This is a genomic window from Moritella yayanosii (assembly GCF_900465055.1).
Lineage (GTDB): Bacteria > Pseudomonadota > Gammaproteobacteria > Enterobacterales > Moritellaceae > Moritella > Moritella yayanosii.
On record NZ_LS483250.1, the window covers coordinates 4396368 to 4410473 of the forward strand.

Consider the following 14106-nt stretch of genomic DNA (forward strand, 5'->3'; position numbering starts at 1 on the left):
AATTTTCGAAAATAGACAACCAACAATCACTTGATGTATTGGCGATATAAATTAGTGTTTAACAATATCTTTCGCGTTAGCTTGGAAATATTTAATAAGAATTTCAAGGTCTTCTTCTGATATGTCGGTGCGTTCACCCATGCCTTTCGCAACTGGACCCCAAGCGTTGACGGTGAAATGATTCGCGCCAATTTTGGCGTGACAACCCGAGCAGTACACCGTATCTAGCTGCTCTGCATAGTTCCATAAAGGCGCGATATCATTAAGGACTTGAGCGTCAATATCCGCAATCAGGCTCGCTGTACGCCAGTGGTTACCATATTCATCTTCTTTGAAAGCACCGACCGTTAATGCGGCTTGACCTTGCTGAGTTAACGTCGCGACAATTGCACGTTGACCGTTACCGACATACAACACTTTTTCTGCACCTTGCATCTGATAAGCGTCAATTTGAACTGTTCTGCGGGTCTCATTGGTTTCAATCACAGTTAATTTAGTCGCCGGATTGATCATGCCGAAATCGCCCATCGCGATGGCTGCAATAGGATAAACTACGGTCGCGGTATTGTTTGTTTCTGCAGTTTTAACGAGTAAGTTATCAAATGCCTCACTGCCCATTTCAGCCTCTGGTGGGAAATGCGCAACACCTTGGTATTCTTCATAAGGGATCCCGCCCAATGTTAACCAGCCGAACCCTATGGCAACAAATAAACTAGCTACTAAATAGCGTCTTTTCATTTTCATCTCGATATAACAACATAATAATTTTATTAAATGCTATATTACTTAGTAGGTAGGTGTTTTGATGTGTATCAATGCTATGTTATTGTTTAACATGCCTCTGTACCTGACTCAGGTTCGGTCTACACTGATAGCTATCAAATAATTAGAAAAGGATTAGTATGCAGTTTTCGAGTATTAAGATACAAATTATGTTGTTTGGCGGTGCCAGCTTACTTGCGGTAACCGCATCAATGGCTGGTTACAGTTATTACAGCAGCGATAATATCAGTCAAGAGTTGGAAGAATTAGTCTTACATAATGCTGAAAATATATTGAAACAAAACCTAAGTCTGTCTGCTCAGGTTGAAGCTAATAAAATTAATATGGCGTTTAACCAGGCGATGGACTTAACAATCAGTTACACGTCAGCCTTTAGTAAAGAAGATCCGCAAGTATCACGTCAAGGTGTCATTCAATTATTAGAGAACACGTTAAATAACACGCCAAACATTATAGGCATTTATACCGGTTGGGAGGTGAATAAATTTGATGGTCAGGCAAACAGTTATACTACTGATAAATATTCACAATCAAATGGTGAATTTAGCCCGTATTTTAATCGTTCAGCGACTGGTGAAGTGTCTTCGGAAGCTACATATCCTTTCTATGAAACTAATATGACAGAAACGGGGATCCGCGAATCAGAGTGGTATTTATGCCCAATGGAAACCAAACAAGCCTGTGTGATTGACCCGGCAAGTTATGATATCCAAGGTGTATCAACACTAATGAGTTCGTTTGTTGCTCCGGTAATGCGTAACGGCGAATATGTGGGAATGTTCGGCGTCGATTATTCGCTTAACTTCTTGCAATCTTTGGCAACAGATACCGCTAAAAACCTGATGTCGGGTCAGTCGCGAGTCATTATTTTAAGCTCGTCTGGCATTGTCAGTGCCGATAGCAGCGAGCCAGCGAACATTGGTAAAAAGGTGGCAGATACGCCGTTACAAGAGGTTATTACTTCTCGTAGTGTCGGTGAAACTGTCGTTAATGGTAACGATCTGATTGCAACCGCGGGCTTTAAGACAACAGGCACCAATAAACAGTGGGAAGTAATTGTTATTGTTCCGGAGGATGTTGCGCTAGCCAATGCCCAAGACATTGTGAATACCATTCATGCGCGTTTTTCTGACAATGTAACCGTACAGATGGGGGTTGGTTTAATTGCTGGCCTGCTTGGTTTGATTTTGATGTGGTTTGTGTCGCTATCTATTGCTTCACCAATTAATGTGTTGGTTTCGCGTGTCAAAGCATTGACTCAGTCGGGTGGTGATTTAACTCAACATATTGATATTGATCGTAAAGATGAAACGGGTCAGTTGGCAAACCACCTAAACACCTTTATTGCCGATGTTCGAGGTATTGTGACGGGTATTGCAGGTACGGTTGGTTCATTAAGTAAGAGTGTATCAGCGACTGCAGAAGCGGCGACACAGAATCAATCACAGTTCATGGCTCAGCGACTGGAAATCGAACAGGTGGTCACGGCAACCAGTGAGATGTCATCTACTGCTCACAGTGTATCTGATAATGCCCAGGAAACGGCAAGTGCCGTGTTGCTCACCCAGCAATCGGTGAGTCGAGGGCAGGAGGTGGTTGGCGCGAATGCCGAAGGCTTGCGTGAGCTTGCCAGCAATGTGGTCGATGCTACTCAAAAGATTGAGGCGCTTGAAAAGAAAACCAATGACATTGGCTGTATATTGGAAGTGATCCGAAATATTTCTGAGCAAACGAACCTACTGGCATTGAATGCTGCGATTGAAGCTGCCCGTGCGGGTGAACAAGGCCGAGGCTTTGCCGTGGTTGCTGACGAAGTAAGAAACTTAGCAACCAAGACCGCAGATTCGACGAAAGAAATTCAGCAAATGATAGACGGCCTGCGGACAAGTAGTAAGCAAGCCGTTGACACAATGCAGATGAACCGAGAATTGAGTAATAAATGTATGTCGCATGCTGAAGAGGCGGTGAAAGCCCTTGATGAAGTGAGCGTGCAGAGCGGTAAGATCCAAGATATGGCGTATCAGATTGCTGGTGCAGCCGAAGAGCAAGCCACCGTTACCGAAGAAGTTAACCGTAGTATTGTGGCGATTAACGATGCTGCGGAAAATATCGGTAAAGGTTCGAAAATGGCGCAGGAAGAAAGTAATAGAGTTGCGGGATATACGAACGATGTAAGTGACAAAATTAATCGCTTTAAATATTAGATTGATGACTTAGTTCAGGGGCAGATGTCAAATATCGAAAACGCTCTAACCAACATGCTTTAACACAGTTGTTTGTAGTTTAAATGAGGGCTAAGTTTGAGGAGAAACATGGTTCTGATTCAGGCGAAAAAAAAGAGCTATTTATAGCTCTTTTTTTGCATACTTAAAGTGATGAATAATTAGTTTTTAATTACTTTAAGAACAATAGTTTCGCCTAGTTTAACTGAACCAGAGAATTTCTCCATGCTCTTAATTTCATCCATGTTTGAGATGATGCAAGGCGTGATTACTGATTTAGCTTTTGCCTTCAATAATTCAAGATCGAATTCAATGATAGTTTCACCAGCCTTGATATGTTGACCTTCTTCAGCGATACGAGTGAAGCCTTCACCGCGTAATTCAACTGTATCTAAACCGAAGTGAACGAGAATTTCTAGGCCTTCGTCTGAACGAATTGCGAATGCGTGGTTAGTTTCGTAAATTTTTACGATCTCACCTGTTACTGGTGCAACTAGCTTGTTACCAGTTGGGTTGATAGCGATACCATCACCAACAATTTTTTCAGCAAAGATAACATCTGGCACATCTTCGATAGCAACGATTTCACCGGCAAGTGGAGAAACAATGTGTAACGTATTGCTGTCTTTACTGTCGTCTGAAACCAGTTTTTTTAATTTATCGAATAATCCCATTTTTAACTCCTAGAATTTGGTAGACATAGTCATTGGTCATGAACGAGTACATAACCAATGACTTTACGTTGTTATCATAACATTATCTGTCGAGATTTGATGCTATGACAACTGAATTAATTAGCAAGCCGCGCGCTGTTTAGTGAACTGAGCCACTAACTCTACTATTTCGCCTGCTGTTGCACAGCTTAATGCTTGGTCTGCTAACAGTTTAACGTCTGCGAAATTAGCATTACGAATTGTTTTCTTCACTTTAGGAATTGAAATGCCGCTCATCGAGAACTCATCTAAGCCCATACCGAGTAATAGCAGTGTTGCCGTTTCGTCACCCGCAAGTTCACCACACATACCTGTCCACTTGCCTGCAGCATGTGCAGCGTCGATAACCTGCTTAATCAGCGTTAGTACTGCAGGTGTCATTGGGTTATACAGGTCTGAGATCATCTCGTTACCACGGTCTACCGCGAGTGTGTATTGCGTCAAATCGTTAGTACCAATACTGAAGAAGTCGACTTCTTTAATAAGGTGATGCGCAATTGCTACAGCTGCTGGCGTTTCTATCATTACACCTGTTTCGATTGCGTCATCAAAAGCGAGACCTTCAGCGGTTAGTTCCGCCTTCAGCGTCGTCATAATGTCCTTAAGTTGACGTACTTCTTCTACAGAAATAATCATCGGGAACATAATACGGACTTTACCAAATGCAGAGGCACGTAAGATAGCGCGTAGCTGTGGATTCATTATTTCTGGACGGTCGAAACAGATTCGGATCGCGCGCCAACCCAAGAATGGGTTCATTTCTTTTGGTAAGTTTAGATATGGTAGGTCTTTATCGCCACCAATATCCATCGTACGAATGATCACGCTTTGGCCATTCATGCTTTCTGCAACTGCTTTGTATGCTTCGAACTGTTCATCTTCAGTTGGTAAGCTATCGCGATCCATAAATAGGAATTCGGTACGGTAAAGACCAACGCCTTCGCCGCCGTTACGAATTACACCTGCACAGTCTTTTACTGTACCCACATTGCCACACACTTCTACGTGGTGACCATCTAGTGTAATTGCAGGTAAGTCTTTCATTTTAAGCAGCTCAGTTTTGTCAGCAAGGTACTGTGCTTTAATTGCTTTGTATTCATTGATGACGTCTTCTGATGGATTAACAATAACGTTATTGTTAATGGCATCTAGAATAACGAAGTCACCTGATTTGACGAGTTCAGTTACGTTGCCTGTACCAACAATCGCAGGAAGTTCTAATGAACGTGCCATGATTGATGTATGTGCAGTACGGCCACCTAAGTCAGTCACAAAACCTAAGATCTTATCTAGGTTAATCTGTGCTGTTTCTGACGGTGTTAAATCGCTGGCGATTAGAATCACTTGTTCTTTGATTGCGCTTAGTGAAACCATTTCCATGCCGAGGGCATTTTTTACGATACGGTTACCGATATCACGGAAATCTGCAGCGCGTTCTCTTAAATACGGGTCGTCTAATGCAGCCATCATTTCAGCATTTTCTTCAATGATGCTGTGAATTGCAAAATCTGCCGATACTTTATTTTTTTTAATAAAGGTTACGATATCTTCTTCGAGCTCTTCGTCTTCGAGTAACATCATGTGTCCTTCGAAGATTTCAGCTTTCTCGTCGCCAAATGTTTGGCGTGCCATTTCCGTGATAGCTTCAAGCTGTATAGCAGACTTATCCCTAGCAGCTAAAAAGATAGCTATTTGTTCATCGATCTGTGCAGTTTCAATAGTTTGTTTATTAAGTACAATTGCTTCATTAATGAATAATTGTGCTTTACCAAAAGCAATACCTGGTGAGGCGAGAATGCCTGATATCATAACCTTTCCTTACTTCAATACAAAAAATACGTTAATAACGGATGGGGTTTATTCTAAAACATCCATAAGAGCAACGAGTGCTTCAACAGCCGCTTGTTCGTCAGTACCTTCAGCAGAAATAGTCATCGTTACACCTTTAGAAAGGCCTAACGTTTGTAGTTTAAATAAGCTTGTAGCACTTGCAGATTTACCGCTAGCTTCAACTGAGACTTTTGATTCGAATTCTTTTGCTTTTTTTACAAAAAGAGCAGCTGGGCGAGTGTGAAGACCGTTTGGTGCGATAATGACAACTGATTTTTGGTACATGACTTTTCCTTAAAATAATGATTCTAAAAATAGTATTTAACTATCACTATAACCATAAGTGTAATCTAATTTTACAGAGTAAAATAACTTTTTTTAATTAAATCTATGGTTACAGATCATGTTTTCGTAAGTTATACGACAAAACAATGCGATATAAGTATATTACCCCTAATTAAGGCCTGTGTTGTAGTTTAATTACAACAAAAGGAGGAAAGTGTGACGGCTATCAACCCATAGAAATAAAGTGGCTTGTATAAAAAAAAGCCGCTAGTGCGGCTTTTGTTAATCTTGTTAATTTATTGTAAATGTAAGACTGCGGTTGTAACTATGACAATATGGTTGAGACTATTGTTGGAGCTCTTGCTCAGTAAATACGTCTTCAAATAGCGCTGTACTTAAATAACGTTCACCTGATGATGGTAAGATTACAACGATATTTTTATCAGCGAATTCTGGTAATGCAGCTAAACGTGCTGCGGCAACAACCGCTGCACCGGAAGAAATACCTGCTAAGATACCTTCTTCTTTCATTAGACGTTGTGCCATTTCGATAGAGTCTTCGTTTGATACTAGCTCGACACGGTCAACCATTTCTAAATCTAGGTTACCAGGAATGAAGCCCGCACCAATACCCTGGATCTTATGTGGACCAGGCGTTAATGCTTCACCGGCTTTCGCTTGGGTAATAACGGGTGAGTTCGTTGGCTCAACGGCAACAGATACTAAGTCTTTACCTTTTTTTAGTTTAATGTAACGGCTTACACCAGTGATCGTACCACCCGTACCGACACCGGATACGAGTACATCAATTTGACCGTCAGTTGCTTCCCAGATTTCAGGACCCGTTGTTTGTTCATGGATCGCTGGGTTAGCCGGGTTTTCAAACTGTTGTAATAAAATCGTTGTTTCAGGGTTTGCGTCACGAATTTCAGTGGCTTTATCAATCGCGCCTTTCATGCCTTTAGCGCCATCGGTTAATACGAGGTTCGCACCTAATGCTTTAAGCAGTTTACGACGCTCAAGGCTCATCGTGTCTGGCATTGTTAATGTGAGTTTATAACCACGAGCAGCGGCAACAAATGCTAACGCAATACCGGTATTACCACTTGTTGGCTCAACGATATCAATGCCTTTTTTTAAGAGACCGTCTTTTTCTGCTTGCCAGATCATGTTGGCACCGATACGGCATTTAACACTCGCGCTTGGATTACGGCTTTCTATTTTTGCAAATACGTTGCCTGTCGTCACACGGTTTAAACGCACTAGCGGTGTATTACCAATTGAAAAGCTGTTGTCTTGTAAAATTTGGCTCATGGGATTTCCCTATATGAATGAATACTCGTAACTTGGGTATATAATTTACTAACTTATTGCTTAAGCATACTGATTAGTTTGAAAATTGAAAATGCTCTTTTGTTATATCGTTAGGTTCTAAAATGATAAGAGTCTATAGCGATTAGTTATGCATCGTGTTTAACTTCTCTTTTTGCCACAAATTATAAACCATTAACTTGTGAGCCTATGGTATTGAGTCAACTATATATATAGACCAAATTAGCGGGATTAGTTCCTTCTTGTATATGATAATTTAGCGTTTGCTCCGTTTTTATAACTCACGAATTTAGTTACAAGGTGTAATTTTTTTCATTTTTGTCGGACTCGCAGCTAGATCTGGTTAACTGTTTGCTTTAGTTTAGTGCTTTCTGTATCCCAATTTAGCGGATAGTGACTATGCATATAAGTGATGAAAGGACTGTGTGCAACGAGTTGCTAAAGGACAATGTAATGAGTAATGTAGTAATTAGTGGTAGCGGTTTATTTACCCCTCCTGATGCAATCAGCAATGATGAACTAGTAACAAGCTTTAATTGTTACGTGGATAATTTTAATGCCGACAATGCAGCGGCAATTGAAGCCGGTGAAGTAACGGCGAAAGCACATTCAAGCAGTGAGTTTATTGAAAAAGCATCGGGTATTAAAAGTCGTTTTGTGATGAGCAAAGCGGGTATTTTGGATCCTACGATCATGCGCCCGGTATTTCAACCGATTAGCGATGATGAACCGAGTATTACGGTACAAATGGCACTGGTTGCTGCAAAGCAAGCATTAGCCGCTGCGAATAAAGAAGCACAAGACATCGATTTAATTATTTTTGCTGCGTCAGGTTTCCAACGCGCGTACCCGGCAATGGCGGTTGAACTGCAACATTATTTGGGTGCTAACGGTTTCGCTTATGATATTAGTGTGGCGTGTTCGTCAGCAACCTTTGCCATTGCTAATGCTATGGATGCGATTAAATCGGGGCGCAGTAAAGCGGCGTTAGTGGTTAACCCTGAGATTTGTTCTGCACACGTAAATTTTAAAGATCGCGACAGTCACTTCATTTTCGGTGATGTTTGCACTGCAGTCGTGATTGAAAATAAAGCCACAGCAACGAGTGAACAGTGTTTTGAAATCATTGATAGCAAGTTGTTTACTCAGTATTCAAATAACATCCGTAATAATTTAGGTTATTTAAGTCGCAGTGAAAGCGCAGATATTAACGCTGATTCAAGCTTCTTTATGCAAAATGGTCGTAAGGTATTTAAAGAAGTACTACCAACGGTTTATAATTTGATCACAGAACAGTTAAGTGGTTTAGATTTACAAGCAAGTGACTTTAAACGTCTGTGGTTACATCAAGCCAATATCAACATGAATAACTATTTAGCGAAAAAACTATTGGGTCGCGATCCATCAGCAACAGAAGCGCCTATTATTCTAGATACATACGCAAATACAGCGTCAGCTGGTTCTATTATTGCTTTCCATTTACACCAAGACGGTGTGGAAAGTGGCGACTTAGGATTAATTTGTTCGTTTGGTGCGGGGTATTCAGTCGGTTCACTGGTATTAAAGCGTTGTTAATCGTCAAATGTGACGAGTTATGTCGTCAATGATTACTCTATTGTGAAATGAAGCCCCCGTTAATCACTGTAAATAAAGTGCATTAACGGGGGTTTTTAATAAAAAAGAGAGTGGCTTGGCTATGTAACATGATAACCGAAACATTAAGCTATAGCTGGAACCTAAGTTGAAACAGGCTTTGCGTAATGGTTGATCAATAGCTGGTAATGTTGCTCTAAACGCGTAAATATAGCGCAATATTCTGGAGTTGAGTGGGCTCTAAATAACATGAGCACGCGTAGTAAACCTTCGTAAAGAAATGCTTTCGTCACGATCTCATTGCACGAATGTGTTTGTTTATAACCAATCCAAAAACCAGCAATCATTCGCATCGTGTCGGCTAAAGGCGTAACTCGGTCGGCGTCAATCGCCAGTACACCATCGGCTTTCAGCTGGTACAAAATTTTACTTGAACGATCTAATGCTTCCCGTTGAGTGTGCCGATACCGTATTGATAGTTCCGGATCGCGATTAAGAATAGCGGTCAGATTGCTATACATAAAACGGAATTTCCACACCGTTTCAAACATCGTATCAAAGTAACCAATAAACATATCGACATCTAGCTTACCCGCTTGATAGGGCTGGAAACCGGCATTCAAATGTTCTTCATATAAAACAAAAATAGAACGGATAATGTCTTCTTTATTGCGGAAATGATAATAAAGATTACCCGGACTAATACCTATATTGGCGGCTAGATGATTGGTAGTCATATTGTTTACACCATACTTATTAAAAAGCTCGAGGCTGCCGTAAACTATTCTGTCAAAGGTTTTCATTTAATACCTAAAATGTAATACATCATTCAAATTGTGATCATAATCGCTATTTCTAACGCTGACTGCAATCTAGATAACGTTTTAGCAAAAAAGAGATATTTAATTTCTACTTGAAATTAGACTTATCGCTATTATCCACCCACATTGCTGTTGCGCCACACACAGCAACAGGCATGATCATGAAATTAACCACGGGGATAGACTGACACAGTGCCACCATAGAGCCAAAGCTTAACGACTGCATACGGTTGGATGACAGTTCACTGCGCATCTCGTCAAAGCCGATTTTGTTATTATCAAAAGTATAATCGGCATATTGAATAGCCAGCATCCAGGCCGTAAAGATGAACCACAGCACCGGAGCCACTGTTTGTCCGACCACCGGAATGAAAAATAATAGCAGTAACCCTACCGCACGCGGGATGTAGTATTTAATTTTTTTCAGTTCGCGCGTTAGTACACGCGGAATATCTAACAAGATATCTTTGATGCTGCTTTCTGGCAACGGTTTATTGCTTAACAGTAATTCGGTTTGTTCTGCTAATAAGCCATTAAACGGGGCGGCGATAATATTGGCAATGGCACCAAAAAAGAATCCAAACACCAGTAAAATTAGAATAAAGGCGAGGGGTTTGATGATATAAACTAACCAGCTAAACCAGTCTAAGCTTGCTTCTAGTTGTACTAGCCACATGTCGATTTGTTGAAATAAGAAATAAAAACTAACCGAAAACAAAATGAAATTGACTAATAATGGGATCAATACAAAAGGTCTTAACTTAGGTTGACGGATCAAGTCGAAACCTTGTAAGAAATATTGAACCCCCGATAACGATGGTTTTACTGAAAGCATATTCTATGGCGCCTTGTGGGTGGTTTATGTGGAGCATCTTATCATGCGGTTGTTGTGGGTCGACTACCATTGCATTAAAAGAACAGTAAAAGTGCAGTAAAAAGCAGCAGCTTTTATATTCTACCCAGACGAATCTTTAATATTGTAGACACATCTGCTAAAGTTTTCTGGTTATTCTATATGCGTTGTTTGTTATGTACCTTAAAAAGATCAAAATATCAGGCTTTAAGTCGTTTGTTGATACGACAGAACTGCATTTCCCCCACGATATGACAGCAATTGTTGGCCCTAATGGTTGTGGTAAATCGAATATTATTGATGCCGTGCGTTGGGTGTTGGGCGAAAGCTCGGCTAAGCACTTGCGTGGTGATTCGATGTCTGACGTTATTTTTAACGGTTCAATGGCGCGTTCGCCGGTCTCAAGAGCCAGTGTTGAATTGTTGTTCGATAATGCCCAACAACGTATTGACCATGCTTTATTGCAATATAATGAAGTGTCTATTCGTCGCGAGTTATATCGTGATGGTACTAATCAATATTATCTCAATGGTAAAAAATGTCGTCGTAAAGATGTCACGGAACTGTTTTTAGGTACAGGTTTAGGACCGCGTAGTTATGCGATCATCGAACAGGGCATGATCTCACGCTTGATCGAATCTAAACCGCATGAATTACGTCATTTTATTGAAGAAGCGGCAGGTATTTCTAAATATAAAGAAAAACGTCGTGAAACAGAACAGCGCATCAATCAAACCAAAGATAACTTAAATCGTCTTGCTGATATTCGTATTGAGTTAGGCGTGCAGATTGATAAGTTAAAAGTGCAATCTGCGGTCGCGCAACAATTTCGAGGGTTAAAACAACAGCAACGCGAAGCCAAAAGTAGGCTTGCTCTAGTACAGATATATGATGTAGAACGTTCGATTAATCAGCTTACCCAGCAAAAGCTAGTGCTGATGAATGAACAAGAGAAGTTAGCAGCTACGGCCACTAAACTGCAAACCCAGCTCACCGACTTTGACGTACAGTTAAATGAACTAACGGTATTGATTGAAAATCAGCAACAGGCATTTTATTTACAAGGTACAGAGCTGACTAAGATCGAACAACAGATACTGCATCATCAAGCGCGTAAGCAAGAGTCGACAGGTAAACAGCAAGAATATCAACAGCAAAGTGAAAAATTACAACTCTTACTGAAAGAAGAACAAGCCCAGTTACACACACATCAGCAGCAAGCGCAAGTGGCGGAATCGGATCACCACCGACTGTCTGCAGCGTTATTAGTGATTGAACAATCATTAGCATCGGCAACAGTGAATAGTGACCAAGCAATGGCACAACATGCGGTCTACCTTGAAAAAGTACAGCGTTTTAGCAGTAAACGCGATGTACTGAGTAATGCCGTCAAAAGCGCTGAATCAGTACTGAATAAAAGTAAGCTGCAACGTAGTGAGTTAGTAGAAGAGCAGCTGCAACTTACTCAGCACAGCAAACAAGCAGTCATTATTGATAAAACAGCGTCGCAGCAACAGTTACAGTCTCAAGAAACACAGCTTGCCCATGAATTAGCCGGACTAAATGATGGCTTTCAAGGGATTAATAAGCAGGTCTGTGAACTCGAAGCAAACATCAGTAGCGGCGTCGCAGAACAAACTGCAATAAAAACCTCGCGGAGTGTGATCACCGAGTTATTGCACAAAGCAGAGCATGCAGATCACGCCTATGCGTGGTTAGAATGCAATTTCGAGTCTATTCCGTTAAAGTTATTACAGCAATTAGATGTAGAACCCGGTTGGGAAGCTGCCGTTGAGAAGGTGCTTGCCAACTGGCTGGATGCTTATTGTATTAGTGACGCACAACTTGCCCAGTTTGACTTAAATGAACTGCCGGCATTGCAGTGGTTCAAACCCAGTCAATGTGCAGCACGTACAGGTTCGTTAGCCGATAAGGTAAACAATAATTTATTTAACCGTCAGCTAAATCAAGTGACTTGTGTCGCTAGCGCTGATGACGCTAAAGCGGGTATCGAAAGCGACAGTGAATACAGTTATATCACTGCGCATGGCGATTGGTTTACCGATGAAGGGGGCTGGTTATCACAACACGGCAAAGCTAACGTGCCATTGCCGCAGGGACGAATTGAAATGCAACTACAAGCGTCACAGCTGCAGGGGCGTTTATTAGCAATTGAAACCGTGTTGGACAAACAGCACAATCAATTGATGGCGCTTAGGGTGACTCAGGGTGAATACCAGCATCAAATTGAGCGGATGCAAAACAACTTGCATGACAAACAAAGCGAAGTGCAGCAGCTAACGGTTGAACTGGGGTTATTGCAGCAACAGCAAGCCCAATGGCAACTGACGCATGATCAGCTAAACACGCGGTTATTAACACTGAATAACTTATTAGCGCTTGAAGCAGAAGAGGTTAAGCGCTTTAATGAACAAATAGTCTCGACACAGGCTGTGATTGCACAGCTCGCCAATGATGATAGCTGGATTCAAAAAGCGGGAGCTGCCAAAGCCGATAAAGTGAAGTTTTTACAAGAACAGCAAGTGCTCGAGAAACAAGTTCAACAATTACTTTTGGTTAAAACCAAGTTCACGGTTGAAATAGAGAAGCAGCAGCAACTCATCGCCAAAACAGACGCTCAATATCAAACTATTTTGCAAGATATTGCTGCATTAGGTGACAGCTCGTTATATGCTGAAAACTTGCAGCAGTTAGAAACGGCGTGTGCGATTGCCGCTGAGAAACAAATTGCCATCGAAAATGACAATAACGTGAAGAAAGCAACACGTGTGAAACTGGTTAACGGCAAGCGTGATGTTGAAGAAAAACGTGCTAGGATAATGACAAGTAACTTAAAAGTGAAAGACAAAGTTCAACAGTTAGATTTAAAACAGGCTAACAACAAAGCGAAAGAACAGTTGTTATATCAACAAGTTGCGGATGACCATGTTGATGTAGACACATTAAAACGTGAGTGTGTTAACATATTAACGCTGAAAGAATACCAGCAACAGCTTAAACAGTTTGAAACGCAATTACAGAAAATAGGCGCCGTGAACCTTGCTGCTGTCGAAGAATTTGAACAACAATCGCAGCGTAAGCAATATTTAGACGAACAAACCGATGACTTAGAAAAAGCCATCGAGACGTTAGAAGCTGCGATTGTTAAAATAGATAAACAAACTCGGGCGCGTTTTTCGACCACGTTTGAAAAAATTAACAGTGATTTTAAAACGTTATTCCCTAAAGTGTTTGGTGGTGGTGCGGCTTGGTTAGAGCTGACATCGGGCAATTTATTAGACACGGGTGTAACGATTATGGCGCGACCGCCGGGCAAGAAAAATGCGCGTATTTCGTTACTTTCAGGTGGTGAGAAAGCATTGACTGCCTTGTCGTTAGTATTTGCGATCTTTAGGTTAAACCCTGCGCCATTTTGTATGTTAGATGAAGTTGATGCGCCACTCGATGAATTAAATGTGGGGCGTTTTTGTAAACTGGTTCAGGAGATGTCAGCAACAGTACAATTTATTTATATCAGTCATAATAAGTTAGCCATGGAAATGGCTCAGCAATTAATCGGAGTGACCATGCATGAACCTGGGGTCTCTCGAATCGTCGCCGTCGATATTTCGGCTGCGGTAGAACTTACAGACAATTAACATTAAGAGATAGGC

Annotated in this window: 10 protein-coding genes; 3 read left to right on the top strand and 7 right to left on the bottom strand. The window is 41.2% G+C overall.

What is annotated here, in order from left to right; genetic code table 11:
• Window positions 1-51 precede the first annotated feature (51 nt).
• Window positions 52-738 (bottom strand): hypothetical protein, encoded by a 687-nt coding sequence (locus tag MORIYA_RS20535; RefSeq protein WP_232011702.1) that lies wholly within the window; start codon window positions 736-738, stop codon window positions 52-54.
• A gap of 164 nt (window positions 739-902) precedes the next feature.
• Between MORIYA_RS20535 and MORIYA_RS20540 the strand changes: the two genes are divergently transcribed.
• A complete protein-coding gene (locus MORIYA_RS20540) occupies window positions 903-2987 on the top strand; it encodes a methyl-accepting chemotaxis protein (RefSeq protein WP_112718284.1) in 2085 nt (694 codons plus the stop codon).
• 179 nt (window positions 2988-3166) lie between these two features.
• On the opposite strand, the gene crr is transcribed toward MORIYA_RS20540, so the two are convergent.
• The 4 genes from crr to cysK form a co-directional block, all read right to left on the bottom strand.
• Complete coding sequence (gene crr / locus MORIYA_RS20545) at window positions 3167-3679, bottom strand: PTS glucose transporter subunit IIA (RefSeq protein WP_112718286.1); 513 nt, start codon at window positions 3677-3679, stop codon at window positions 3167-3169.
• A gap of 120 nt (window positions 3680-3799) precedes the next feature.
• Complete coding sequence (gene ptsI, locus MORIYA_RS20550) at window positions 3800-5527, bottom strand: phosphoenolpyruvate-protein phosphotransferase PtsI (protein WP_112718288.1); 1728 nt, start codon at window positions 5525-5527, stop codon at window positions 3800-3802.
• A gap of 48 nt (window positions 5528-5575) precedes the next feature.
• A complete protein-coding gene (locus tag MORIYA_RS20555; protein ID WP_006034042.1) occupies window positions 5576-5833 on the bottom strand; it encodes an HPr family phosphocarrier protein in 258 nt (85 codons plus the stop codon).
• Between the two features lie 345 nt (window positions 5834-6178).
• Window positions 6179-7147 (bottom strand): cysteine synthase A, encoded by a 969-nt coding sequence (gene cysK / locus MORIYA_RS20560; protein WP_112718290.1) that lies wholly within the window; start codon window positions 7145-7147, stop codon window positions 6179-6181.
• 471 nt (window positions 7148-7618) lie between these two features.
• Here cysK and MORIYA_RS20565 point away from each other — a divergent pair, with 471 nt between their 5' ends.
• Window positions 7619-8740, top strand: a complete 1122-nt coding sequence (locus MORIYA_RS20565) for a beta-ketoacyl-ACP synthase III (protein ID WP_112718292.1) — start codon at window positions 7619-7621, stop codon at window positions 8738-8740.
• A gap of 161 nt (window positions 8741-8901) precedes the next feature.
• Here MORIYA_RS20565 and MORIYA_RS20570 read toward each other — a convergent pair whose 3' ends face one another.
• Together MORIYA_RS20570 and cysZ are read right to left on the bottom strand one after the other, a co-directional pair.
• Entirely contained in the window at window positions 8902-9561 is a 660-nt protein-coding gene (locus MORIYA_RS20570; protein ID WP_112718294.1) for a TetR/AcrR family transcriptional regulator, read from the bottom strand.
• 106 nt (window positions 9562-9667) lie between these two features.
• Window positions 9668-10414 (bottom strand): sulfate transporter CysZ, encoded by a 747-nt coding sequence (gene cysZ / locus MORIYA_RS20575; protein ID WP_112718296.1) that lies wholly within the window; start codon window positions 10412-10414, stop codon window positions 9668-9670.
• A gap of 194 nt (window positions 10415-10608) precedes the next feature.
• Here cysZ and smc point away from each other — a divergent pair, with 194 nt between their 5' ends.
• Window positions 10609-14091 carry a chromosome segregation protein SMC gene (gene smc, locus MORIYA_RS20580; RefSeq protein ID WP_112718298.1) on the top strand — a complete coding sequence of 1161 codons (3483 nt, stop codon included), beginning with the start codon at window positions 10609-10611 and terminating at the stop codon, window positions 14089-14091.
• The last annotated feature ends 15 nt before the right edge of the window (window positions 14092-14106 follow it).